We start from the raw sequence: 26530 nt of genomic DNA, 5'->3' as shown, positions 1-26530 counted from the left end.
GTATTATGGTGGTTATTTATAACGCTCAAATGAATTTATAATGGAAAAAATTAACAGATCAAATACGGAGTTTTCACATAGACTTCCGATAAAAATAGTGCAGTTTGGAGAGGGAAATTTCTTGAGAGCTTTTGTAGAATATGCTTTTCAGGAATTAAATAAAAAAGCAGATTTTAATGCTGGAATTGCAGTTGTACAGCCTATTGACAGAGGATTAGTGAACATGATTAATGATCAGGATGGTCTCTATACTTTATTCATGAAAGGGGTTAAAAAAGGTGAGGAAATTCAGGAAAAAGAATTGATTACAAATATTGTAAAAGCAGTGGATCCTTATGCTTCTTTTCAAGAATTTTTGGCTTTAGCCAAAGAAGAAGAATTAGAATTCATCATTTCAAATACAACTGAAGCTGGAATTGAATACATTGCTTCTGATGGTCCTTCAATGACGCCTCCAGTTTCTTTTCCTGCAAAATTAACTGTACTTTTGCATGAAAGATTTAAGCATTTTAATGGCGATAAATCAAAGGCTTTGACAATTATTCCTTGTGAATTAATTAATTATAATTCAGATACTTTAAAGGAAATTGTTTTGAAATACAGTAATGACTGGAATCTTGGAGAAGATTTTAAATCATGGCTAACAAACGATTGTTCTTTTCATAATACTTTGGTGGATCGAATTGTTCCGGGGTATCCAAAAGATCAAATCGAAGAATACAACAGCCAGTTGCTTTACAAAGACGACTTGATTGTAAGCGCTGAAAGTTTCTTTTTATGGGTGATTGAAGGTGATGATAAACTAAAGGCAAAACTTCCTTTTGAAAAAACAGATTTAGATGTAAAAATTGTTGCAGACATGCAACCGTATCGTACACGTAAAGTAAGAATCCTGAATGGTGCACATACTGCAATGGTGCCGTTTTCATTGCTTTACGGAAACGAAACTGTAAAAGAAACTGTTGATAATGCTTTTACAGGAGAATTTGTAAATAAAGCGGTTTTTGATGAAATCAATGAAACTTTAAACATGGACAGAGCAGAACTGACAAGTTTCGCTGAAGAAATTTTAGATCGTTTCAGAAATCCATTTATCAAGCATTTATTGTCTTCAATTGCTTTGAACTCGATTTCTAAATTCAAAGTTCGTGTATTGCCAAGTTTGACAGGATATGTTGATGTTCATAAAAAGCTTCCAGTGCATTTGACTTTTGCATTTGCATGTTTGATTCGTTTTTACAAAGGAACTTGGAAAGGTGAAAATCTTCCAGTTCAAGACAGTGAGGATATTGTTTCGTTTTTCAATGGACTTTGGACATCAGATGATTACAATAAAATAGCAAGACTTACTTTGCAGAATAAAAACTTCTGGGATGAAGATTTAACTGAAATTCCTTCATTAACAGATTCAATTGCAAAAGCTTTAGAAGAAATTGATGCAAACGGCGTAGAGCAAGGCTTCATCAATTTTCAAAAACAATTAAATTAAGAATTACATACGGTAGTTATGGCAACGCAAAAAAAATTAATAAAAGTCAACCCAGCAGATAACGTAATTGTCGCTTTAACCGATTTGGTACAAAACGAACAAATTATGTTTGAAGGAACCACTGTCTCACCAACAACTGATGTTAAAGCAAAACATAAAATCACAGAGAAAGATTTTTCAATTGGTGATGATATTATAATGTATGGTGTTTTGGTTGGAAAAGCTGCTAAACCTATAAAAAAAGGAGAAGTAATTACAACCGAAAATGTAAAACATCAAAGTGAAAAAGTTTTTGGTAAAAACGGAAATTTAGGTTGGACTCCACCAAATGTAGATCGTTGGAAAGACAAAACTTTCAACGGATATCACCGTACTGATGGACAGGTTGGAACCAAAAACGTTTGGTTGTTTTTTCCATTGGTTTTTTGCGAAAACAAAAATATCGAAAAACTGAAAGATATTTTTGAAAACGAATTAATGCCTAAAAAAGAAGTTTCTTATAAAAATTTGTTGCGCTCTTTAATTGAAGAAAAAAGCGTAGAAGAAGTTTCGGCTAAAAATTTAAATGAAAATCTTTTAGATAATGTTGAAGTAAAATTTATCAATCATCAAGGTGGTTGTGGAGGGATTCGACAAGATTCAGAATTGTTGGCAAAACTGCTTGCAGGATATGTGAACAATCCAAATGTTGCAGGTGCAACCGTTTTAAGTTTAGGTTGCCAAAATTTGCAAGTTGATATTTTTAAAAAGGCATTGAAAGAAATGAGTCCGAATAGTGATAAAGAAATTTTGATCTATGAGCAACAACAAATTGGAACTACTGATCAAATGTTTCAAATGGTGATTAAAGATTCTTATGAAGCCATTAAAAGAGCCAACAAAATTGAACGCAAACCTGCTCCTCTTTCAAAGCTAAGTATTGGTTTAGAATGTGGAGGGTCTGACGGATTTTCCGGAATTTCTGCAAATCCGGCATTAGGAGTTGTTTCAGATATTTTTGCAGCTTTGGGAGGGAAAACAATTTTGGCAGAGTTTCCAGAATTATGTGGCGTTGAGCAAGAATTGATGAATAGATGTGTGGACGAAGAAAAAGCAGATAAGTTTTTAACTTTAATGAAAGCTTTTGAAAAATCAGTTGTAGATGCAGGTTCAGGGTTTGATATGAATCCATCTCCGGGAAACATTAAAGACGGATTAATTACAGATGCAATGAAATCTGCTGGCGCGGCTAAAAAAGGTGGAACTTCGCCTGTTGTAGATGTTTTAGATTACGGAGAATATATTTCAAAACCAGGATTAAGTCTTTTAAATACGCCAGGAAATGATGCAGAATGTACCACAGGATTGGTTGGATCGGGCGCAACAGTTGTTTTATTTACAACAGGTTTAGGAAATCCGATGGGAAATCCGATTGCACCTGTTGTAAAAATTTCTTCGAACACGGCATTAATTAATAGAATGTCTGATATTATCGATGTAAATGCCGGAACGGTGATTACTGGTGAAAAAACCATTAACGAGGTTGGAGCAGAAATAGTAGATTACATTATAGAATTGGCGAGCGGAAACGTGGAAACAAAAGCAGACCAGTTGAAACAAGATGTATTTATTCCTTGGAAAAGAGGAGTTTCATTATAGTTTTTTAGGTTAAAAGTTACAGAGATACAAAGTGACAAAGTTATAGGTAGAGACGCACAGCTGTGCGTCTTTTTTTTTTTTTTGAAACCATATAAGTTATATAAGTTCATTTTAGATGTACTTAGCAAAAAAGCAGTTCCAAAAGAACTGCTTTTTTGCTAAACTGTAGTTGTAATTAAATTGAACTTATATAACTTATATGTTGAAAATAAAATTAAAAGTTTGTTCTTGAAGATGACTTGCGAATATGCAATTCTGGTGCAAGAACTACTTTCTTTTCAATTTTGATGGTATCGGTTTTATCAACTTGTTCTAAGAAAACGCGAGCTGACATTTTCCCCATTTCAAGAGACGATTGGTCAACTGATGTAATAGATAATTCCATGAATTTTGTGAATGGCTCATTACTAAAACCAGCCACACAAAATTCTTTAGGAATACTTATGTTTCTTTCTTTTAGTTCTTGTATAGCGCCCAATGCAGCAAAATCACTTGAGGAGAAAATAGCATCTGGTGGCGTTTTCATCTGCAATAATTTGTCAACAGCTTCTTTGCCGGCTTCAACGCTACTTTTAGTATGGATGACATATTCTTCTTTAAATGTCATGCCACTATCCAATAATGCTTGCTTGTACCCTAGAAATCTGTTTTTGAAGATGTCAAAAGATTGATCTCCAGAAAAATGTGCAATGGTCTGACATCCTTCATTAATAAGGTGTTTTGTGGCAAGATACCCTCCCTTAAAATCGTTAATAGTAACTGAGCTCACGCCATCAATATGTTTGCTTCTGTCAAAAAAGATAAGCGGTACATTTTTTTCTAATACATAACGAAAAGCGCCGTCATTCTCGTCGGTAACATCAGTAACCGACATAATGATGCCATCTACTTGAGCATCTATTAAAGTATATAGGTTCTCGTTTTCTCTTTTTGCGCTTTCATGAGTTTGGCAAATAATTACCTGATAACCATGTGGATGAAGTTCTTCTTCAATTCCTCTAATAACAGAGGCGAAAAAGTTACTGTCAATACGAGGAACAATAACGCCAATATTGTTGCTTCGACCGCTTTTTAGTGCTAAAGCAAGTTTGTTTTGCTTGTAGTTCATTGAGGCAGCGGTTTTGATTACCAGTTCTCGAGTACTTTCCTTGATTTTCGGATTGTTATTTAAAGCTCTGGAAACAGTGGCAGCAGTGATATTCAATTTCTTGGCAATATCATAAATGGTTATTTTCTCGCTCATTAATAAAGGTTTCAGGTTTAAATTTTAAACAAAAATACATTTTTTTTATATATGTCAATATTTTTTGTTATCGATTACATAATTACTAACTAAATCGTTTGCAGTTCTACAATGATAAAAAATTATGTATTTTTTTATAATAACTGTAAATATAATTGCAAATAAAAATTAAATATATAAATTATTTCTAAATAAATTTGTTCCGTAGAAACAAATTTTATACTTTCGTGTAATCGATTACATAATTATCGTCAATTTATTGGCTCAAACCATATAAAACTGCGTAAATGATTACAAATAAGTCTTTAGCGTTAAAATCAATCTTGTTTTCTGGTATCTTTTCTGTCATGATTTTATCTTGCGGAAAACAAGTTTCAGGAGTTTCTGAAGCAGATCCTTGGAAAAAGATGGAGTTAATTGTAAAAAGTATTCCTGAAACACATTTTGCAAACAAAACCTATAATATAAATGATTTTGGTGCGGTAGGAGATGGGAAAACAATGAATACGATGGCTTTTGAAAAAGCAATCAAAGAATGTGCTGCAAAAGGCGGTGGAAGAGTTTTAGTTCCAAATGGAAAATATTTAACTGGTCCAATTCATTTGGAAAGCAATGTCAATTTGCATTTGGAAGATCAAGCAGAAATTCTTTTTAGCACAAATTCTAAAGATTATCCTTTGCTTCATACTTCATGGGAAGGAACAGAATTAATGAATCATTCACCGCTGATTTATGCTAAAAATAAAACCAATGTCGCTATAACAGGAAAAGGAACTTTAAACGGACAAGCAAATAATGCAAACTGGTGGTATTGGTGCGGAAGCAAAAGATATGGCTGGGAAAAAGGAAAGCCATCACAGCACGATCCGTTAAATCGTGATAATTTGGTTGAAATGGCTGAAAAAGGCGTGCCAGTTGCCGAACGTATTTTTGGCGAAGGACATTATTTGCGTCCTAATTTTATTGAGTTTTTTGAATGCAATACGGTTTTGGTAAAAGATATAACAGTAATTAACGCACCATTTTGGATCTTGCATCCATTAAAATCAAATAATGTAATTATTGATGGTGTGACTGTAAACAGCCACGGCCCGAATAATGATGGCTGTGATCCGGAGTATTCTCAAAATGTAATTATCAGAAATTGTACTTTCAATACAGGAGATGATTGCATTGCGATTAAATCAGGAAGAGATGCAGATGGAAGAAGAGTCGGAATCCCAAGTAAAAACATCGTTGTCCAAAACTGCAAAATGATTGACGGTCACGGTGGTGTTGTAATGGGAAGCGAAATTACTGCCGGAGTAAATAATGTGTATGTTGAAAATTGTGTGATGGACAGTCCAGAACTAGATCGTGCCATCAGAATCAAAACAAATTCAAAACGAGGTGGAACGACTGAGGATATTTTTGTTCGAAATATTGAAGTTGGAACTGTAAAAGAATGTGTTTTGAGAGTGACTATGTTTTATGATATTTATGGAAGCCAAGTTGGAAATTACATACCGGCGATTAAAAATATCAGCCTTGAGAATGTCAAAGTTAAAAATGGAGGAAAATTTGGGATTTTGGCTGATGGCTACCAACAATCTCCTATTGAAAACATTACATTCAAAAATGTGACAATCGCAAAAGTCGATTCTGTTTATTCGTTGAAAAACGTGAAAAAGGTAAATTTCATCAATACCTATATCAACGGAAAGAAAATGGAATCCATCAAAAATTAAACCACTTAACTATACTTTTAACCAAACCAATTGTGCACTTTCAATAATTATCAAAATGAGAGTAAAAAGCAAAATAGCGTTTTATTTTTCAAAAATCTTGGTTAGTAATATTTGATGATTTTTTAGAAAGTTGTTTTTTGAAGTTGTTAAAAAAGGAGTTTGACCTTGTTGTCGAACTCCTTTCTTAACTAAAATTTGAAGTTCTGAAATGAAAAAAATAGCATTCTTTTTTTTGTTGCTTTTAAATGTTGGTACAATTCACGGCCAATACAGCATTGATACTTCCTATACAGTTAAAAGTACTTATGATAGATTGATCAAAAAATATCCTTTTATAACGATTGTAAAGGAAAAAAAAGACAAGAATGTAAATCAGTTTAATGATTTGGTTTATAATAAAATAGCTGATAGAGAATTACATTTAGACGCTTATTTTTATACTGAGAAAAAAAAGAACCCAGCAGTAATTATGATTCATGGAGGAGGCTGGAGATCTGGAAATAAAAGTCATATGCAAGTTATGGCGCAAGAAATTGCTTCAAAAGGTTTTTCGTGTTTTCCAATTGAGTACAGATTATCATTGGAAGCAAAATATCCGAATGCAATTTTTGATGTTAAAAATGCAATTAAGTTTATAAAAGACAATGCGAAAAAGTTCAACGTTGATCCAAATAAAATAGTAGTTTTAGGATGTTCCGCAGGAGGACAGATGGCGGCTCTCATTGGTACAACAAATAACGATGTGACTTTTGAAGATCCTAAGTTTAAAAGCAAATCGTCATCAAAAGTAAATGCTATAATTAACATCGATGGAATTCTAGCATTCAAGCATCCAGAATCGCAAGAAGGAGAAATGGCATCTTTTTGGTTGCAAGGTTCTTATGAAGAAAATCCTGAAAATTGGCATAATGCATCGGCTTTAAGCCATACGGATAAAAATACGCCACCTGTTCTTTTTATAAATAGCAGTTTTGATAGGTTTCATGCTGGAAGAGATGATATGATTGCGATTTTGAGTCAGAATAAAATTTACAACGAAGTAAAGACGATAAAAGATTCACCACATTCATTTTGGTTTTTTCAACCTTGGTTTGACGAAATCATAGAATGTACAGTACAATTTTTAGATAAAATATTCAAATAACAACAAGAATGAAAGCAAAAATTAAAATAGCAGCATTATTTCTGCTTGGCTTTTCAGCTGTAAACGCTCAAAAAGTAGATACTAAAACAGCAAAAACTTATGCTGAAATATCATCAAAAACAGATGGTAAATGGGAAGGAAGAAAATATATTGGTGGAACCGTTTTTAAAAATGTTGATCGATTAAAATTAGCTCCAGAACATACCGATCATTCTTTTGATATTCGTTATGAAGGACCAGGATGGGAGAACAATCGAATTGGTTACCGTTTGTATTTAGATTGGAGAAATGCTATTGATATTTTTGGAAAGAAAACTTCAGAGATTATTTTGCCAAAAGTAGGACAGGATAATTTTGATTCCTACCACGAAATGAGCGATTGGGGAGCTGATATTTTGAAAGCGGGTAAAGGAATCGGAATTGGTTCTATCGATCGTTATTTGAATAATGAAAAATTGCATTTTAGAGAAGTCGATTCGACAATAGCTACTGTTTCGAACAAAGCTAATGAATCGTCTGTAAAAGTGAATTATTACGGATGGAAAACGGCTTCAGACAAAATTGATTTTACTTCGATTTTGACTATCAAGCCAAATGATCTTTACACAAAACACACGATTCAGGCATCAAAAGAAATTAAAGGAATTTGTACTGGAATCGTAAAACAAAAAAATACAGAATTGCTTAAAAAAGAAAGCAAAAACAAAAAATGGGCTTATTTGGCAACTTATGGACAACAATCTTTGGTGCCAGATAAATTAGGTATGGCTATTTTTTATGAAGTTAGCACAATTGAAAATATTGCAGATACAGAGTTGGATTATCTTTTGGTTTTTAAGCCAAGTACAAAATCGACTTCGTTTTATCTTTTAGGCGCTTGGGAACAAGAAGTAAACGGAATTAAATCTCAGGCGGATTTTGTGAAATATTTGAATGAAAAATTAGAAATTTTGAACAAAAAAGGTAAAATGTAATTACCGTCAGGAATCAGTTTTTGGAATTAATTTTCGAGATAAAAGTAAAATTTAAAATATATTTTAAAATGAAAAAAAATAGAAAACTTGGATATTTTACATCAGCTGTAATGGCTTGCCTAATGGTTTTTACAAGTGCCGGTGCACAAGAAACAGCTAAAGATATCGTTATTGCAAAGAATTCAAAATGGTCAGACAAAATGGCCTTGACTTTGATGAAACGCCATCCTGAAGCGTACATGATTGATGATTCAAAAGCGCCAAAATGGGATTATGTTCATGGCTTGGTTTTGCATGGTTTTGAAGAATTATACAAGAAAAATCCTGATCCAAGATACCCTGTTTATGTAAAAGGTTATGTTGATGCTTTGGTTCAAAACGATGGTACAATCAAGACGTATGAACTTGAAAAATACAATATTGACATGATTGTTGCCGGCCGTTTGCTTTTTGACATTTATGCAAAAACAAAAGAAGAAAAATATTTAAAAGCAATGCAGTTGTTGCGCAAGCAATTATCAGAGCAACCACGAACTCCTGAAGGTGGATTTTGGCATAAAAAAATCTATCCAAACCAAATGTGGTTGGATGGTTTATATATGGGAGAGCCCTTTTATGCAGAGTACACAGTTAAATTCGAAAACGGTAAGAGTTTAGATGATGTAGCCAAACAATTTGAAGAGATTCAATTGCATGCTACCGATCCAAAAACAGGTTTATTATACCATGGTTGGGATTCAAGCAAACAAATGCCTTGGGCAAACAAAGAAACTGGAAATTCGCCTAATTTCTGGTCAAGAGCTCTGGGGTGGTACGTAATGGCGCTTGTAGATGCTTTAGATTATTTTCCAAAAGACCATCCAAAACAAAAAGAATTAGTGAAGTATTTAAACAATGCTTCAGAAAGTATTTCAAAATTTCAGGATAAATCTGGTTTGTGGTACCAAGTGACTGATAAAATGGGGAAAGAAGGTAATTATTTAGAAGCTTCCGGATCTTCGATGTTTGCTTATGCTTTTGCAAAAGGTGCCAACAAAGGATATTTGCCTGCTAAATATAAAAAAATCGCTAATAAAGCTTTTGACGGATTAACAACAAAATTAATGAAAGTCGATGCCGATGGAACGATTACATTAACTCAAGCATGCCAAGTTGCAGGTTTAGGGGGAACTCCTTACAGAGATGGTTCGTATGAATATTACGTGAATGAGAAAAAGAAAGACAATGATCCAAAAGCTACTGGACCATTTATTTTGGCAGCTTTAGAATTAAATAGATAAGATAAATTAATTCATAAAGAAACCCGACATGTTTTTAAAACCTGTCGGGTTTAATTTGAAAAATTAATTGTTTTAAAATGAAAAAAATAAAATACCTCTTCCTTTTATGGTCTGCATTTTGTGCTCAGAAAAATTTTTCGCAGGTTTGGGTGCCAGACAATGGTGATGGAACTTACACAAATCCAATTATTCACGCAGATTATTCAGATCCAGATGTTGTAAGGGCAGGAGATGATTTTTATATGACGGCTTCGTCGTTTAACTGTATTCCAGGATTACCAATTTTGCATTCTAAAGATTTAGTGAATTGGAAAATAATCGGACATGCGATGATCAAGCAAACTCCAACAGAAAGTTTTGATAAAGTGCAACACGGAAATGGAGTTTGGGCGCCAAGCATCAATTTTCATAATAATGAATTTTATATTTATTACCCAGATCCAGATTTTGGAATTTATATGATTAAAGCCCAAAAGCCTGAAGGACCTTGGTCAGAACCCATTTTGGTAAAAGCAGGAAGCGGACTTATTGATCCGAGTCCTTTGTGGGATGATGACGGGAAAGTATATTTAGTTCACGCTTTTGCAGGAAGTCGTGCAAAAATTAAAAGCTTATTGGTGGTTTGTAGTATGAATGCTGAAGGCACAGCTACAAACAATGATGAAGTTATGGTAATTGATGGCCATGACGGAGAAGGAACGATTGAAGGTCCAAAGTTTTATAAGCGAAATAATTACTATTACATTTTTGCTCCAGCTGGTGGAGTTTCTACAGGTTGGCAGACAGTTCTAAGGTCAAAAAATGTTTTTGGTCCTTATGAAAAGAAAAAAGTTTTAGAACAAGGAAAAACGACTATCAATGGCCCACATCAAGGTGCTTGGGTGCAAACTCAAATGGGTGAAGATTGGTTTATACATTTTCAGGACAAGGGAGCTTACGGCCGAATTGTTCATTTACAGCCAATGAAATGGGAAAACGATTGGCCGGTTATGGGGCAGGATTTTGATAAAAATGGAATTGGAGAACCGGTAACTACTTTTAAAAAACCAAACGTTGGCAAAAAATACCCAATTGAAACTCCAGCTGAATCTGATGAGTTTAATTCTCCGAAATTAGGTTTGCAATGGCAATGGCAAGCAAATGCGCAAAACAATTGGGGATTTCCAACTAGCTTGGGTTATTTCAGTTTATATTGTTTGCCAACAATTAAAGACAGTAAGAAAATCTTTGAAGCGCCAAATTTGCTTCTTCAAAAATTTCCTGCAGAAGAATTTACTGCAACGGCAAAAATAACTTTTAACGCCCGATTAAATGGGGAAACTACTGGTTTAATCATTATGGGGTTGGATTACAGTTGTTTAAATCTGAAAAGTGATAATGGTAAATTATACCTAAATCAGAAAACAGGAACTTTTGATAAGAAAATCGAAGAAACAGAAACTAATCCAATTTCAATTTCGCATAATACCATTTATTTGAGAGTAAAAGTCAAGAAAGGTGGAATCTGCAGTTTCTTTTATAGTTTAGATGATAAAAAATACTTGGCAATAGGAAATGATTTTGTTTCAAAAGAAGGGAAATGGATTGGCGCGAAACTTGGACTTTTTGCCTTGAGCGAAAAAATTACAAATGATTCTGGAAATGTAGCGGTTGATTGGTTTAGAATAACGAAGTAAAAAATCATAAATCTATTTTTTTCAGATTTTCTAAAAATATGACTTCTATTAATTGTTTTTAAGAAAAGAACTTAAAAAAATAATAGCAGAATACACTTTGTAGGTAAAAGGTTGTTTTTAATGCGTTTAAAATGATTTTTAGATTTTTGTTGTTCTTCAAAAATTAATATTTCAGCTTTGCTAATAAATAATTTAGGGTTAAAACAGATTACAATGATTCAATTAAAAAAAATAGTTTTGTTTTTAGTGGTCTCGTTCAGCATTGGACTGAATGCGCAAAATACGTTTAAAAACTGGCCAGATATTATTCGAAAAAATGAATCATCTTGGTTTGGCTCAGAAGAAGCAAAAAAGATTGCTGAAAATGTTTTACTTTATCAGCGAAACATTGGCGGTTGGCCAAAAAATATTCAAATGCAGCATGAATTGACTCCAGCACAAAAAAAGGATTTGACTGCACTTAAAAATACAGCTGTAGAAGCTACAACTGATAATGGAGCAACTTGTCAAGAAATGCTTTTTATGTCCAAAATGTATGCTCAAGTGAAAGATGAAAGATATAAAGAATCATTTTTAAAAGGCATAAATTATTTATTAGAAGCTCAGTATGCAAATGGAGGCTGGCCTCAGTTTTATCCATTAAAAAAAGGATATTACACGCATATCACGTACAATGACGACTCAATGGTAAACATTTTGAGTGTTATGAGGCAAATCAGTGAAGAGTCTGATTTTTATAGCATTAAGCCATCAAAAGAAGTTGTTAAAAAATGTAAAAAAGCATTTGAAAAAGGAATTGATTGTATTTTGAAAACACAATACAAACAAAACGGTGTGCTTACAGCATGGTGCGCACAGCATGATGAAGTTACGCTTTTGCCTGCAAATGCAAGAGCTTTTGAATTGGCTTCTTTAAGTGGTTATGAATCGGCTAAAATTGTATTGCTATTAATGTCAATTGAAAAGCCTTCACGAGATATTGTTACAGCTGTAAAAAGTGCCGAAGCTTGGTTTGAAAAAACAAAAATTACCAATTTGGAAGAAAAAAGAGTTCTGAACGGCGAAGGTAAAATTATTGACAAAAAAATGATTCCAGCCACGAATGCAGGGCCAATATGGGCGAGATTTATGGATTTGGAAACCAATGAACCATTTTTTTGTGATCGTGACGGAATTAAGAAAAAATCCATAGACCAAATAGGTTCTGAAAGACGAAATGGATACTCATGGTATTCAGACGCGCCAAAGGAAGTGCTGAAAAAATATTCGGCATGGGCCATTAAAAACGGAACTAAAGTTTCATCGGCAGATAAAAAAAATGTAACCTTAATTACTGTTGCTCAAGATGGTTCTGGTGATTTTACAAAAATCCAAGATGCAGTTTATGCATGTCCTGCTTTTCCTTACGAAAAAGTTACCATTTCTATAAAAAATGGAATTTATAATGAAAAGGTTCGTATTCCTGAGTGGAATACAAATGTCGTTTTGCAAGGTGAAAGCAAAGAAAAAACCATTATAACTTTTGATGATAATTTTTCAAAAATCAATCTTGGAAGAAACAGCACTTTTTATACGTATACCGTTTTGGTAGAAGGAGATGATTTTTCAGCATCTAATCTAACAATCAAAAATGCTTCCGGAGATAATGGACAAGGAATTGCACTATCAATTGTATCGAATCGCGCCAAAGTTTCGAACTGTAATATTCTTGGAAATCAGGATACCTTGTATCTTTCAGGAAAAGAAGCAAAACAATATTTTGTAAATTGTTATATAGAAGGTACAACCGATTTTGTCTTTGGAAGTGCTACAGCCTTGTTTGAAAATTGTGAAATTTACAGCATTAAAAATTCGTATGTGACTGCTGCCTCAACACCTGAAGGAATTCAATTCGGATTCGTTTTTAAGAATTGCAAATTAACTGCTGAAGCTTCTGTCAATGCAGTTTATTTAGGAAGACCTTGGCGTGTTTATGCCAAAACGGTTTTTTTGAATTGTGAATTAGGCAAACATATTAAGCCCGAAGGTTGGGAAAACTGGTCAAAACCAGAAGCTGAAAAAAAAACTTTTTATGCAGAATACAATTGTACTGGCGAAGGATTTCAGCCCTCAAAAAGAGTATCATGGTCGCATCAGCTGAAAAAGGCAGAAGCGGAAAAATATACATTGGATAATATTTTGAAAGACGAATTCTCAAATTGGTATTCAAAATAAATCCTGATTTTAAATTACACTTATGATGAAATTTAATTATTTTTTATTTCTATTAATTTCAATGGTTTCTTTTGCACAAAAGGGCGAATTTCCAACGGAGAAAGTAGATTCGATTGTAAAAAGAATTCAGCTTCCAATTATTCCGTCTTATGAAATTAATATATTGCAATTAGGTGCAAAAGGCGATTCAATTTCAAATAATAAATTTGTTTTTGATAAGGCGATGGCATTATGCAAAAAGAAAAACGGAGGCACTATAATTGTGCCTAAAGGGGTTTATAAAATCAATGGACCAATTCATTTTGTGAGTAATGTCAATCTGAAAATTGAGAAAGGAGCAAAATTAAAATTCAGCGATAATCCACAAGATTATCCAATGGTTTTTACGAGCTGGGAAGGCACAATGCTTTACAATTACAGTCCACTTATTTATGCTTACAATTGTTCTAATATTGCAATATCTGGTGATGGGACAATTGATGGCGAAGGAGGAAAAATTTGGAAAAGTTTTAAAGCAAAAGAGGAAGCTGGGAAAAACAGAAGTCGTGAAATGAATCACAATAGTGTTCCTTTAAACGATAGAAAATTTGGAGAAGGTTATTTTTTGCGTCCCCAGATGATTCAATTCTTCAACTGCAAGAATATTTTAGTTGAAAATATCAGAATTGAGAATTCTCCATTTTGGTGCCTGCACTTATTAAAGTCACAAAGTATTACCATTCGTGGCATTAGTTACAAATCTTTAAATTATAACAATGATGGTATTGACCCAGAATACTCGCGAGATGTTTTAATCGAAAATGTGACTTTTAATAATGGTGATGATAATGTAGCTATCAAAGCAGGAAGAGATCATGAAGGGCGTGCCAATACATTAACACCAAGTGAAAATATTATCATTAGAAACTGTAATTTTAAAGGACTTCATGGTGTTGTAATAGGTAGTGAAATGTCGGCTGGAGTTCAAAATGTATTCGTAGAAAATTGTAAAACAGTTGGTTATTTAAAACGTGGTATTTATTTGAAAACCAATGCAGACAGAGGAGGTTTTATTAAAAATATTTTCGTTAGAAATATTCAATTAGATGATGTAGAAGATTGTCTATATATCACAGCCAATTATCATGGTGAGGGAAGTGGTTTTCAATCGGATATTTCAAATGTATGTTTTTCAGACATTACATGTAATAAAGCATCAGAAAGCGGGATTGTAATTCAAGGGTTTCCAAATAAAAAAATTAAGAATATATCTTTAAAGAATATTGAAATAAAATCAGCAAAGAATGCACTGTCAAACGAAAACGCCGAAAATGTCTTAATGACAGATGTTTTTATTGGAAAAAAAGCGACAGTTCCAACGGCAGCTAAATAATTTTTTAAAGATTTTTAGATCCTAACAATTACTTTATATGCGTTTGGATTGCGCCTATTTATGATAGGATTTCAAAAATAAATAACAATTTCAAAATAACGAAAATGAAAAAATATCTTCTTATAGCATTTTTAATCACATCAGCATCTTTTGCTCAAAATGCAACATTATACTGTATTGGTGATTCAACAATGGCGAATAAAAAAGATCCAGATCGTAATCCAGAACACGGCTGGGCTCAAGTTATGCAATCTTTTTTTAAAGATGATATTGTCGTGGTAAATAAAGCTGTTAATGGCAGAAGCACCAAAAGTTTTATTAACGAAAAACGTTGGGATTCAATTTATAAAAAACTTAAAAAAGGCGATTATGTTTTTATAGAATTTGGGCACAATGATGAAAAAATTGAGGATTCCACACGATATACGAACCCGCATACAGCGTATAGATACAACTTGATTAAGTTTATAAACGAAAGTAGGGAAAAAGGCGCTGTACCTATTTTATTAACGTCAATTGCGAGACGCAATTTTAATGAAAAAGGTGTCTTGGTGCCTACACATGGCGATTATCCATTAGAAACTCGATTGGTAGCTCAGGAATATAAAGTTCCTTTTATAGATTTAGAATATTATACAGAATTGTTGGAGCAATCTTATGGCCCCGAAAAATCGAAACAGCTTCATTTGCATTTTAAAGCTGGAGAAGTTCCCTATTATAAGGATGACAAAAAAGATGATACTCATCTCTCTTTATTGGGAGCAAATAAAATTGCTCAGATTGTAATAAATCAGCTTAAAATTTTAAATGATTCTACTCTTAACAAACTTCAAAATGGAATAAAGTAATATTCCATTTTTTTTTAGTAATTTTGGTTACTGTTTAAAAGAAACAGTATTGGTTTATTTATACATTACAGTTTCTATCTACTCGTATAAAGTTGTTTTATAAAATAGCTGTTGGCTATATCTTTTTTATCAGCCTATTGATTTCAAATTTTCAAGAAGTAAAGTATTCACATTGAAATACTTATTTTTCTTAACTCATTGCCTTTATTTTTTATCTGATATATTTAGCATAATTAGACTATGTTATAGTTTAATTGTTGATTTTTAAAGGTCTGGATCACAGTATTTTTAATTGTATTTAATTATTCAAATTGTTGAAGATCTTCGTTGCAGAATCAATAAGCTTAAAAAAGCTTATTGAGTAAGATTTGATATTTTATAATACTAAATCGCAATTATGAATAAAAAAATACTTTTATTTTTGATCTCATTGTGTTTTTCTCCTTGTTTTCCCCAACAACAATCACAGTACACACAATACATGTACAATACCATGAGCATCAATCCGGGGTATATAGGTACGCGCGGAGTGCCAAGTGTGTTTGGAATGTATAGAGCACAATGGGTAGGATTGGACGGAGCGCCAGAGACCGCAAATTTTTCAATCCAAAGTCCAATTACTGCAAATGGGCAAGGTGTAGGCTTATCAATCATTAATGACAAGATAGGTCCATCTTCAGAAACAGTCTTATCAATAGGTTATTCACGTCCCATACAACTCTCAGAATCACTTACAATGTCTTTAGGTGTAAGTTTTTCAATTGATTTCCTGCAGGTAGATTTTAATAAACTCAATGTTTATGATCCCGATGATCCTTTGCTTACGGGTGTGTTGAGTGAAGTTTCTCCTAATATCGGAGCAGGTGTTTATTTTTATTCAGACAAATGGTATTTAGGAGTGTCAGTTCCACAAATTTTAGAAACACAATTTTATGATGATGTGAAGATATCTGTTGCTTCACAAAAAATGCATTTTTATGCAATGGGGGGGTATGTATTTAAATTGAATGAAAATATTCATTTTAAGCCTGCCGCAATGATAAAGGCAATAAACGGTGCACCATTGGCAGTAGATTTGTCTGCTAATTTTCTTTTTATGGATAAATTAACACTTGGACTTGCGTACCGATGGGACGCCACAGTAAGCGGAATGGCAGGATTTCAAATTAATTCAAGTCTCAATATTGGATACGCTTATGATTATGATGTAACTAACATTGGGAATTATAATGGCGGTTCGCATGAAATTTTCCTCCGATTTGATTTGTTCACTAAACGACAATACAGAATAACCACACCTCGTTTTTTCTAGGATAATTTATATTCTGAGTTACTGATTTTACTGAAAAATTAGCAATAATGTTGTTTTGATAAGCGTCAATACAGAATTCATTTTCTTTTTTTAGGGTTTTAAGGCTTGATTTTGAGTAAATTATGTTTTAAGACTCACATCTGCCTTAATCTGCAAGTTTTAAAACTTTTGCAGGTAAAAATAAATCTATTTTCAGAGGAACTTTGAACTTTCAAATTTAGATAATTGAATTTTAGGTCCTTATAAATAATTTAAGACTTAATAATTATAGTTATGAAAAATAGATTACTTCCTTTATTTCTTGTCTTAGGATCTATTTTAGTTTATTCAGAGGTTGGTGTGGGGCTTTGACTCCAAATAAAGCACTTTTATTAAGGGCTCTTATTCTTAATGTGGTTTGAAAAATAATAAATTAGGTTTAAAAAATTGTATTAATTCATTTTGTAAAAGCAGGATATAGGTTGCTCAATATCCTGCTTTTTGATTTTTAATAGAGCTTTATTGTTTTTTCAATGCATTAATTTCATCTGCAGAGACTTTTATAACTGTTCCATGGCGAGTTCCGATTGGAAAACTAACTTGGCCAGAAATGTCTTCCCAGCCTTTAGAAGTTTGTTTTACAGCTCCGTATTTTTTCTGTGTGTATTTATCAAAATATACAATCCAGTTTCCATCTATTTTTATAGCTGTTGGACCTTCTGCCCAATAATCGCCAGTGATGGCTTTGCTTGCAGCACTGTAAGGACCAGTTAAATTTTTACTATAAGCAACTTTTAAATTTTTCTGAACCGGATTTCGAGTTTCATCTTTTAAATACATGACATACTGTTGATCTTCCTTTACGATCGAAGCATCTATTACATTGAATCCTGGTTCATACAACAATTTTGTTTTGGCAAATTTTTTAAAATCTTTAGTGGTCGTGTAATAAATACGATGATTATATCCCTTTTCTTCATCCGATTTTGTTTCCAGAAACTTGCCATCAATTGTCGATGCCCAGTAAATCATATAGTTTTTTGATTTTTCGTCATAAGTGATTTCGGGTGCCCATGTATTTCTCGCTTTTTCTTCATGCGCCATTACCGGAATAAATTCTTGTTTTGACCAATGAATCAGATCTTTTGATGAAGCGTAACCAATTCCTTTGTCTGTCCAACTAACAGTCCAAACCATGTGATACAAGCCATCTCCGCCTTTGATAACACATGGGTCACGCATCAGTTTATCTTTTCCAACTTCAGGAGTTAAAAATGAAGTGTCGTTTTTTAGCGTTATCCATTTGTAGCCATCTTCGCTGCAAGCTAAATGCAGTCCGTCTTCGCCATTTCCTTTAAAATAAGTAAATACATAACCGTCTGGTTTTAAAGTGTAATTGTTTGCAGTAAGCCATTTTTCGCAGTCTTTTGGCCAGTTGGCATTTGTTCCTTTTAGGCCTAATCCAAAACCGTGTCCTCCGTTTTCATATAAATGCATTTCTGCTGAAACTTTTTCTTTTTTCAAAGCTAAATAATAGTTGATGCTGTTTTCAACTGGAACTGCTTTGTCATCTGTTGCGTGAACTAAAAACGCTTTTGGTGTGGAAGAAGTTATTTGTTGTTCATTGGAATATTTATCGACTAATTCATTTCCAGCATTTTTGCCTAATAAATTGTCTTTAGAACCCTGATGTGTAACGCCTTCCTGCATTGAAATTACAGGATAAATCAAAATTGAAAAATTTGGTTTAGCGCTTGTTGTATCAGAAGGTGTGTAGACTTTATCATTGTAATGAGTTGATAAAGTAGAAGCCAAATGTCCTCCAGCCGAGAAACCCATTATTCCAATTTTGTTTGGATTTAATTTCCATTTTAAGGCGTTTCTTCTCACTACTCGCATAGCTTCCTGAGCATCCTGCAAAGGTGCTACAGTTTTGTTTTTCATGATTAAATCACTAGGGAGTCTGTATTTTAAGACAAAAGCGTTTATTCCTAAACTATTAAGCCAATCAGCAACTTTAAAACCTTCTTTATTGATAGCCAGCATTCCGTAACCACCTCCAGGACAAATGATCACTGATGTTCCGTTTGATTTTTCTGGAGCTGCTAAATAAGCGGTAAGTGTTGGTAAAGTTACTTTTCGAACTCCATCTGCAACACCATTTATGTCTTTTTCAACCAATTCTAAATATTCTTTAGAAACAATTTCGTCTGGAATTTTATCCCATAACGGAAATTCTTTTTTCTGCGAAAGCGCTGGAGTTGTCACTATAAACATTAAAAGCAGTAGCGCTTTTAAGTGGTTTGAATTATTTGATTTTTTCATAAAATTCTATTTCAACGATGCGTAATTGACCGGTTGCATCAACCGAGGTTTTATCTTTATATAAATCTAATTCTTTTGTTGGATCTACTTCAACAATTTTTGAAAATCCATCTTTTTCTGTATTAGTACCAACTAATTCAATTGTGATTTTTTCGGCCATAACAGGTTCTAGCGGAATCGTGACATAGCCTAAACTCTGAGTAGTGTTTCCTTTAAAAACTTCTTTTCCGTCAGCTAAAATTCTGATTGGATAAATCTTGGTTCTCCAACCTGTAAATTTAACAACTGTTTCGTTAACGATTGATGGTTTAGAAAGTGTATACGTTATTGATCCTGTATTGATATTGCCATCATTTCGCCATTCTGTTAATTCGTTGTCGTCGTAACTTTTGTACGTATCATTATTGTTTGATGGTGAAACTGAATTTAAAATATTTACTGGAATTCTTTTTTGTGTATAAGAAGGTGTTTTCGGAGTTGATCCGCGTTCTAGATTAGAAGGAAGGTTATTTCCTGGAAGCTCTTCAGAGAGACCGTTTATTGTATTTACAGTCTTAGTTTCAAACGATAATTCAGCTGATTTTAATCCTTGTGAGTGAGCTGAAACAGTAATTTTATCAGCTTTTGCCAAAGATTGAATCATCACTCGGTTAATGCCATTTTCGACTGGAATTTCTTTTGAAAGAATATAATTTTTTGGACCTTGGGCAATACCACCCAGCCAAGTTGCAGGGCCGTTTAAAGAAAACGTAATCATGTTATTACTGATTGGACAGCGATTACCGTTTTTATCCAATACTTCAGCTTCAATTAAGGCTACATCAGCACCATCAGCAAGCATTCCTTGTGGTTGTGAAATTAATTTGAGTTTGATTTGAGACGGATCTCCAGTTGTTGCTTTTTCATCTTGGCTTAAAATAGTTCCGTTTTTATTATATCCAATTGCTTTTATTGTACCTGATTTCCAAGCAATATTTTCAAAAGTAAATAAAAACTCGTTGCTTTGTTTTCCAAAACCTTGCGAAATTCCGTTGACAAAAAGTTCTACTTTTGAGGCTGTAGAAACAACATAAATATTTTTTACAACTTTGTCATTATAGTTCCAATGCCCCATAATATGCGTGCGATGCTTTTCGACATCAACCCAGCCGTCCCACATTACTTGATGGGACCAATAACCATCTTTTGGAATACGCATAGCATCGACTTCACCGCTGGTTCTGTAATTTGATTCGCCTCGATGATGTGTGTTTGAATCGGAAAAAATAATGTTTACGCCACCAGAATTTACTCGTTTTCCAGTTCCGGGTCTTTCTCTATAATAATCGTACCAGCGAACTATATTTTCAATGGCATGTCGATCTTGATTATGATTGTAGTCAGATGCTGGATTTCCTCGGTATAACGGACCGTCACCTTCTTTATGGAATGGTGGTGAAAATTCGTCCCAGTATTTACGCATTCCTTCATCTCTGGAATATTCTGTTGCCCACAATGGTTTTCGTGCACTTTTATTGATGTAAAGCATTTCTCCACCGTATTCAGCCTCTTGGCTGTCCAGCATTTCGCGAGAACCAATTGCACGTCCGCCAAAAGGATCGTAAGTATCTCTTAGGCTTTTCATTTCGTGCATGTGCGCTTCGCTGATGGATTCGTTGCCGCTTTCATAAAAAATAATACTCGGATTATTTCTATTGTAAATAATGGCATCACGCATTAAGTTTACACGTTGTTTCCAAGTATCACCCTGTGCATCTTTTTCAGCATCCCCGGCTGGCATTGCTTGTAATAATCCAACTCGATCACAGGATTCAATGTCTTGTTTCCAAGGCGTAACATGCATCCATCGAACTAAATTTCCATTTCCTTCAACAATTAATTTATTGCTGAAATCACTTAACCACGCAGGAACTGACATGCCGATTGCTGGCCATTCGTTGCTGGTTCTTTGTGCATAACCTTTTACTTGTAAAACTCTGTCATTCAGCCAAAATTGACCTTCGGCGAAAGCTGTTTTTCTAAAACCAGTTTTAGTTGAAACTTCGTCCACGATTTTTCCATCAACTTTTAAAATGGTTTTTACAGTGTATAAGTAACCATAACCCCAGCTCCAAAAATGTAGCTTGTTTACTAAAGCATTAGCTTTTAAGATCTTGGTTTCATTGGGCGCAATTGTGATTTTTTCTCCAGAAAAAAGGGCGACTGTTTTGCCTTCCAAATCTTCAATTATCACACTATATTGGATTGTTTTTTGAGTATCGAATTCATTGCGAATTTCGGATTCAGCATTTATCACTGCACTTTCTGCTTGAATATCAATTTTTGAAGGATAGATGTAGACTCCAGTCGTTTTTAGATTGGAATAGAGTGGAAGTGTTTGGTATAATTTATCGGTAATATGTAGAAAAACATTTTTTGGAATACCGCCATAATTGGCATTGAAGTTAATGTTATTCCATTGATAAGGAGCTCCGGTTGCTAGTTCTTTGTATTTCCAGTCGTTGTCGATTCTGAGTGCAACAATATTTTCTTGCGGAAAAGGCTTAAGTAAATTTGAAATATCAAAACCAAAAGCCATAACCCCATTTTCATGCAATCCAACTTTTTGTCCGTTGATATAGATAGTTCCGGCTTGTCGAATTCCTTCAAATTCTAAGAATATTTTTTTGTCTTTAATTCCTTTTGGAAGTTTGAATTTCTTGCGATACCAAACAATTCCAGTAGTGAGATGTTCAATATCTTTTTCGAAAGCTTCTTCTTGATTGTAGGCGTGTGGAAGCGTGATTTTTTTCCAGGAATTGTCATTAAAACCAAGAGACTCTGCATTTTGAGAGTCTCCGGTTTTTAGTTTCCAATCGGAATTGAAATTGTATTTTTCTCTCTTAAATTCCTGAGAAAATATTGTCGTTTTAAAGAGGATTAAAACAAGGAACAAGAGTGCTTTTTTCATTATTTCATTTTATAGATTTCTGAACCAGCCAATAAGAAGCAACCTAAGCCATAGTCTTCAAAATCAGGGATTTTGTCGTAAGATAATGGCTGTCCATCTTTAGGTTCTTTTCCAGTTGATTGTAAAAATCCTAAAAATCCATTAGCATGAAGACTTTCAGTAGTTAGCGCGTTCCATGCTTTTTGAACAACTGGTAAATAGGTTTCTTTTTTCAAAATACCACTATTGATTCCGTAAGCCATTCCATAAACGAATAATGCTGTACCAGAAGCTTCTTTTTCGCCAAAGTTTGTTGGATCATGCAAGCTTACATTCCAGAATCCGTCAGGTCTTTGAATTGGAACTAATGCCGCAGCCATTGCTTTTAAATCTTTTACATATTGCTCTCTGTGTGGTGCATTTTCAGGAATAATAGTCAGAACTTTTGCTAAAGCGCCAATAACCCATCCATTTCCACGGCTCCAATAGCAATTTTTTCCATTTGGCTCTTTGTAAGGTGGATCAAAATCAGCATCTCGCCACCATAAACCTTCTTTTGGATTGAAAAGTCCATTGTCGCCGTGTTTGTTTCTTGAGTACATGTACATTTCATACATTTTTTCGAAATAGCGATTGTCTTTTTCTAAAACACCTAATTTGGCAAAAACCGGCATTCCCATTTGAATAGCATCAATCCAAGACCAATCGTCTAATTGAGGCGTATTCAAAAGCATATTTATGTTTGCTTTTGTGTTTTTTAGTTTTTTAGCATCTGGTTCTAAATTGTACAAATCAATATAGGTTTGAGCGGCACAGTAATTATCAGCATTGCGAGTTGTGTTTCCTCCATTGAATCCCCATTTATGGAATTCTGACCAAGAATAAGCATAGTCATAATACGCTTCTTTTGGAAAAATTTCGTGTAATGCCATTAATCCTTCATAATAAACTCCTCTTGTCCAAATGTTGCTTGGGCGTTCTTTATTCGTAATGATTGTTTTGCCTGTTTCTGGCCATTTTTGCATGAAATAATCATTAGCCAAAATCATTTGTTTTAAGACTAATTTTTTGTCAAATGGCTGTTGTGCGATGATTGTACAGGTGTACAAAAAGCATATTGAGAAGAATAAAGATAATTTTTTCATTTTTTGTATTCTTAGTTAATAGTTAGTTTTGCTGTTTTAATGGTGTAATCGTGATTGGCCCTAAAAGTCCAGAAGGCATTGGAGCCCATTTTGTTGCGTCGAATTTTTTATAATCTTTATCGACCATATTGATTTCATAAAAAATCTTCCATTCTTCGCCTTTTAATTCTTTGTTTCGAATGCGGTTAGCAGAAAGATTGGTTACTTGAATTTTTAATGTGTTTTTTCCAGATTTTAATTTTCCAAGATTTAATTGATATGGAACTGACCAAGCCGTACCAATAAACTCGTCATTAAGCCAAACTTTTGCGCTTTCGCGAACATCGCCCAAGTTTAAACTCCAATTTTCAATTTTTGAATTTGGATTGTCAAATTGTAAGGTATAAGTCGCTGATCCTGAAAAAGCTTCGGCTTCTGGCCCTAGTTTTGTCCAAGATTCTAAAGTAGAAACTGTTGCGCTTGGTGGCAATTGTGGTCCTCCTTTATCAAAATTTATTTTCCAGTTTCCTTTTAATGAAACAGCTTCAGCAATTGGTTCGTAATAATTCCATTTTTTTTGCGAAGCGATATTTTCTGTTTTTAGAAAATAAGATTCTCCCGGTGCAATTTTAACTTTAACTAAGGTTCTATTAGCTTCTTTTTTTACAATTGCATTTCCAAATTCTCTATTCAGCGGATTTAAAATCACAACTTCTTTGTTTCCAATTTCTATCGGAATAAATTCATCAATTGTTTTAGGAGTATGATTTACTAGATAATATATTTTTTCTCCATCGACATTTCTTCTAATAAATTTTAAACCTGTATTTACCAGTGTTTCAGGATAAATTTGGGCATTTTCTAAAGTTTTGAAAATATCCGAAGTTGGCTTAACCAAATCACTATTTGCAGTTAAAATATTTTGAAGTTCTTGTTCTTGTTTTTTATAATCATTAAAACCAGGAACAGACTCTGGAAGTCCTTCAAAGATAATTTTAGCGCCCGATTTTTGCAATTCAATCAGTTTTTGAATTGTGGCAAGAGGCATTTTTTTTACCGGCGGAATTACCAAAGCTTTGAATGTTGTACCGTTAAGATTAATTCTTCCGTTTACAACTTTAGCTTCATAAATAAAATTATCTGAGATAAAATCTACACCATAGCCTTTGTTCATCAAGTTTTTAGTCGAAGCATAAAAAGTTGTCGGGTGAAGCCACTCTTGAAGTGAGTGTATTTTGAATTCAAAAAATAAGGTTCCTTTTTGGTATTTGTCCCAAGTGTCAAAAATTGGCCAATAAAGCAAAAGTTCATTGTCCGATTTTCCTTGTTGCAATAAAGATTGACAATTTGAAATATAAGAGAATAGAGAAGGGGCATCTTCCCAAATATTATTATTTGCATTAAAATTTACTGACGCATAAAATTGCCATCCAGGCCACACAGCCCTGTCCGGAGAATAAGTCGATCCATGCAAGAAAATATGATTTATTCCGCTTAGCATCAAATCTTCAGCTTCTGGTTTACATTGCGAAAGTGCTGTTTTGAAATGTTCTCTCAACCAAGTAAAAGTCTCAGACGAAACGAGATTTTTTCCAGAAATATGAGCAGCAGAAGATGAAAATTTCAGCATCACTGGATCGGCATCGCCTTCGCGAATGTCTTCTTTTTCTCTTCTAAAACCTGGGATTGCAAATGGCATAGAACCAAAAGTTTCACATTCTGGAATATCAGCCGCCGCATACAAATCAATTAAATTTCCTGGTGAACCATGTGCTTGAAGCTTAGTTTTAAAGTTTTTTGAATGCGCCCATTCCGTCCATGGCTTATCAAATTTGTTTAATAGTAAATCACCAATTGTCTGGCGGTAATCACTTCTGATACGATTGCCAATTTCGCCGTCAGTTTCATTCAATAATATGGGAAGTTCTTTTTTTAAGTCGTATCCTCTTAATTTCTGAAATTCTTCGAAGAATTTTGGTGTAAAATCGGTTCCGTAAACTTCATAACTGTCATTAAAAACAGCTCTTATTTTTCCTTCGCGACCTTTAAATGCATTGTTAAATGGTACAACATAAGCATTAAAAGCATCTTGTGAATAGTGGTCTAATGTAAAACCGCTTCCGCCAGGCGCTGCTCTTTTTACTTGTTGTCCAGTTTTGCCACTAAAAACAGCATATAAGGTATAATCAGTTTTCTTGGCTTTCCATTTTAATTTATTCGGTTCCGTTTGGTTTGGAATCTCAACCGCGTTTCCATCAATACCTTTATCTTTTATTTTGGTTTGATTTTTTTTAAGTTGATCAGTTAAATTGATGTACGAGCCATCTTTTCCATATGCTACTACATATAATAGTTCAGCAGGATTTTTTTCCTTTTTGTTTTCAAGAGAAATATTTCGGTCAAATATTTCGTCTCTTTTCAGCGGATATTTTTCAATAATCAGTTTTGTTGCAGCATTTGCGACAGTAACATGAGATCCACCATAAGGCCATCCTGTTCCTAAAACCATGTCAACCTGCATATGAAGACTGTCTGCCACATGAATGGTATAATCTAGCATATCCATCCATTTTGGAGAAAGGTAATCGATGAAATTAGCTTCTTGACCTTTTACACCATATATGGGAGTAATTTCTACACCACCAATTCCTGCTTTATGAAAATCAGTCAGGCTTTTTTTTAGGTTGGGTTTGTCAACAGCGCTACCCATCCACCACCAGCGTGCCCAAGGCTGATTTGCATTACTTGATTTTGGCCAAGGCGAATTTTTTTCCTGAGCCGTAGAACTAAAAATCCAGCAAAGGGATAATATAATAAGACAATTTGATTTGGTTATTTTCATTGGTTAAAGTTCGTGAGTTTTATAAAGCGGTTACTAAATTACTTACTTCATAATAACTATGGAAACAGATAATAGTAACTTTTTACTAATTGTAATAAGGTAAAAGTAAGGGCAGAATCTCAATTTGCTATCCTGTAGCGTCCTGTTTTGTGTCATTTTATTAAAAATCAAAAGAGTAATAATTTGTCGTATTTTTTTCTCAATTCGTATTTTTAAGTCTAAATTACTATGAATTACAAAAAAATATTTCAATAAAATTCTTGATATAATATTTGTTAATTTTACACTTATTCGGCCTTGTAAATCAAGGAGTTGAGCGCTTTTTTGAGTTAAAGAAAATATAAAATACGGTATAAGAACCTGAAAGTTAACAGGATACTACAGGATGCTGTGCCACCTGCTTCTAAATAAATT

General features: G+C 33.6%; 16 protein-coding genes. 11 read left to right on the top strand and 5 right to left on the bottom strand.

Features of this window, described 5'->3' with window-relative positions; translation table 11 throughout:
• The first annotated feature begins 40 nt into the window (after positions 1 to 40).
• Both H600_RS0117400 and H600_RS0117395 read left to right on the top strand, forming a co-directional pair.
• The gene (locus tag H600_RS0117400) at positions 41 to 1489 is read left to right on the top strand and encodes a tagaturonate reductase (protein WP_026729987.1); all 1449 of its coding nucleotides are present in this window, start codon (positions 41 to 43) and stop codon (positions 1487 to 1489) included.
• A gap of 18 nt (positions 1490 to 1507) precedes the next feature.
• The gene (locus H600_RS0117395; RefSeq protein WP_026729986.1) at positions 1508 to 3127 is read left to right on the top strand and encodes a UxaA family hydrolase; all 1620 of its coding nucleotides are present in this window, start codon (positions 1508 to 1510) and stop codon (positions 3125 to 3127) included.
• Between the two features lie 214 nt (positions 3128 to 3341).
• Here H600_RS0117395 and H600_RS0117390 read toward each other — a convergent pair whose 3' ends face one another.
• On the bottom strand, positions 3342 to 4370 hold the full coding sequence (locus tag H600_RS0117390; protein WP_026729985.1) for a LacI family DNA-binding transcriptional regulator: 1029 nt from the start codon (positions 4368 to 4370) through the stop codon (positions 3342 to 3344).
• Positions 4371 to 4657: 287 nt separating this feature from the next.
• Here H600_RS0117390 and H600_RS0117385 point away from each other — a divergent pair, with 287 nt between their 5' ends.
• From H600_RS0117385 to H600_RS0117345, 9 genes are all read left to right on the top strand, one after another.
• Entirely contained in the window at positions 4658 to 6097 is a 1440-nt protein-coding gene (locus H600_RS0117385) for a glycoside hydrolase family 28 protein (RefSeq protein ID WP_026729984.1), read from the top strand.
• A gap of 208 nt (positions 6098 to 6305) precedes the next feature.
• Entirely contained in the window at positions 6306 to 7241 is a 936-nt protein-coding gene (locus H600_RS0117380; RefSeq protein WP_026729983.1) for an alpha/beta hydrolase, read from the top strand.
• An 8-nt stretch (positions 7242 to 7249) separates the two neighbouring features.
• Positions 7250 to 8215 (top strand): DUF4861 family protein, encoded by a 966-nt coding sequence (locus H600_RS0117375; RefSeq protein ID WP_026729982.1) that lies wholly within the window; start codon positions 7250 to 7252, stop codon positions 8213 to 8215.
• Between the two features lie 122 nt (positions 8216 to 8337).
• Entirely contained in the window at positions 8338 to 9495 is a 1158-nt protein-coding gene (locus H600_RS0117370; protein ID WP_425337379.1) for a glycoside hydrolase family 88/105 protein, read from the top strand.
• A gap of 77 nt (positions 9496 to 9572) precedes the next feature.
• Entirely contained in the window at positions 9573 to 11171 is a 1599-nt protein-coding gene (locus tag H600_RS0117365) for a glycoside hydrolase family 43 protein (RefSeq protein ID WP_026729980.1), read from the top strand.
• 213 nt (positions 11172 to 11384) lie between these two features.
• Positions 11385 to 13385: a pectate lyase gene (pelA, locus tag H600_RS0117360; RefSeq protein WP_026729979.1), complete on the top strand. Its 2001-nt coding sequence runs from the start codon at positions 11385 to 11387 to the stop codon at positions 13383 to 13385.
• Positions 13386 to 13407: 22 nt separating this feature from the next.
• Positions 13408 to 14757, top strand: a complete 1350-nt coding sequence (locus H600_RS0117355; RefSeq protein ID WP_245176594.1) for a glycoside hydrolase family 28 protein — start codon at positions 13408 to 13410, stop codon at positions 14755 to 14757.
• A 104-nt stretch (positions 14758 to 14861) separates the two neighbouring features.
• A complete protein-coding gene (locus tag H600_RS0117350) occupies positions 14862 to 15605 on the top strand; it encodes a rhamnogalacturonan acetylesterase (RefSeq protein ID WP_035108738.1) in 744 nt (247 codons plus the stop codon).
• A gap of 397 nt (positions 15606 to 16002) precedes the next feature.
• On the top strand, positions 16003 to 16917 hold the full coding sequence (locus H600_RS0117345) for a PorP/SprF family type IX secretion system membrane protein (RefSeq protein ID WP_035108737.1): 915 nt from the start codon (positions 16003 to 16005) through the stop codon (positions 16915 to 16917).
• A gap of 498 nt (positions 16918 to 17415) precedes the next feature.
• Here the strand turns inward: H600_RS0117345 and H600_RS0117340 are convergent, their stop codons facing one another.
• The 4 genes from H600_RS0117340 to H600_RS0117325 are packed head-to-tail and all read right to left on the bottom strand — an operon-like array spanning position 17416 to position 26116.
• Positions 17416 to 19221: an alpha/beta hydrolase fold domain-containing protein gene (locus H600_RS0117340; RefSeq protein ID WP_026729975.1), complete on the bottom strand. Its 1806-nt coding sequence runs from the start codon at positions 19219 to 19221 to the stop codon at positions 17416 to 17418.
• Positions 19205 to 22171: a glycoside hydrolase family 2 protein gene (locus H600_RS0117335; protein WP_026729974.1), complete on the bottom strand. Its 2967-nt coding sequence runs from the start codon at positions 22169 to 22171 to the stop codon at positions 19205 to 19207. The genes H600_RS0117340 and H600_RS0117335 overlap by 17 nt, the downstream gene beginning before the upstream one ends.
• Positions 22171 to 23295: a glycoside hydrolase family 88/105 protein gene (locus tag H600_RS0117330; protein ID WP_026729973.1), complete on the bottom strand. Its 1125-nt coding sequence runs from the start codon at positions 23293 to 23295 to the stop codon at positions 22171 to 22173. The genes H600_RS0117335 and H600_RS0117330 overlap by 1 nt, the downstream gene beginning before the upstream one ends.
• Positions 23296 to 23317: 22 nt before the next feature.
• On the bottom strand, positions 23318 to 26116 hold the full coding sequence (locus H600_RS0117325) for a glycosyl hydrolase (protein WP_026729972.1): 2799 nt from the start codon (positions 26114 to 26116) through the stop codon (positions 23318 to 23320).
• Between the last annotated feature and the right edge of the window lie 414 nt (positions 26117 to 26530).

This window comes from Flavobacterium denitrificans DSM 15936 (assembly GCF_000425445.1).
Taxonomy (GTDB): domain Bacteria; phylum Bacteroidota; class Bacteroidia; order Flavobacteriales; family Flavobacteriaceae; genus Flavobacterium; species Flavobacterium denitrificans.
This window is presented reverse-complemented; position numbering and strand designations above follow the sequence as displayed.

Coding starts and splice junctions, on each gene's coding strand:
- H600_RS0117400 (WP_026729987.1), top strand. CDS start 41: ATGGAAAAAATTAACAGATCAAATACGGAGTTTTCACATAGACTTCCG.
- H600_RS0117395 (WP_026729986.1), top strand. CDS start 1,508: ATGGCAACGCAAAAAAAATTAATAAAAGTCAACCCAGCAGATAACGTA.
- H600_RS0117390 (WP_026729985.1), bottom strand. CDS start 4,370: ATGAGCGAGAAAATAACCATTTATGATATTGCCAAGAAATTGAATATC.
- H600_RS0117385 (WP_026729984.1), top strand. CDS start 4,658: ATGATTACAAATAAGTCTTTAGCGTTAAAATCAATCTTGTTTTCTGGT.
- H600_RS0117380 (WP_026729983.1), top strand. CDS start 6,306: ATGAAAAAAATAGCATTCTTTTTTTTGTTGCTTTTAAATGTTGGTACA.
- H600_RS0117375 (WP_026729982.1), top strand. CDS start 7,250: ATGAAAGCAAAAATTAAAATAGCAGCATTATTTCTGCTTGGCTTTTCA.
- H600_RS0117370 (WP_425337379.1), top strand. CDS start 8,338: ATGGTTTTTACAAGTGCCGGTGCACAAGAAACAGCTAAAGATATCGTT.
- H600_RS0117365 (WP_026729980.1), top strand. CDS start 9,573: ATGAAAAAAATAAAATACCTCTTCCTTTTATGGTCTGCATTTTGTGCT.
- pelA (WP_026729979.1), top strand. CDS start 11,385: ATGATTCAATTAAAAAAAATAGTTTTGTTTTTAGTGGTCTCGTTCAGC.
- H600_RS0117355 (WP_245176594.1), top strand. CDS start 13,408: ATGATGAAATTTAATTATTTTTTATTTCTATTAATTTCAATGGTTTCT.
- H600_RS0117350 (WP_035108738.1), top strand. CDS start 14,862: ATGAAAAAATATCTTCTTATAGCATTTTTAATCACATCAGCATCTTTT.
- H600_RS0117345 (WP_035108737.1), top strand. CDS start 16,003: ATGAATAAAAAAATACTTTTATTTTTGATCTCATTGTGTTTTTCTCCT.
- H600_RS0117340 (WP_026729975.1), bottom strand. CDS start 19,221: ATGAAAAAATCAAATAATTCAAACCACTTAAAAGCGCTACTGCTTTTA.
- H600_RS0117335 (WP_026729974.1), bottom strand. CDS start 22,171: ATGAAAAAAGCACTCTTGTTCCTTGTTTTAATCCTCTTTAAAACGACA.
- H600_RS0117330 (WP_026729973.1), bottom strand. CDS start 23,295: ATGAAAAAATTATCTTTATTCTTCTCAATATGCTTTTTGTACACCTGT.
- H600_RS0117325 (WP_026729972.1), bottom strand. CDS start 26,116: ATGAAAATAACCAAATCAAATTGTCTTATTATATTATCCCTTTGCTGG.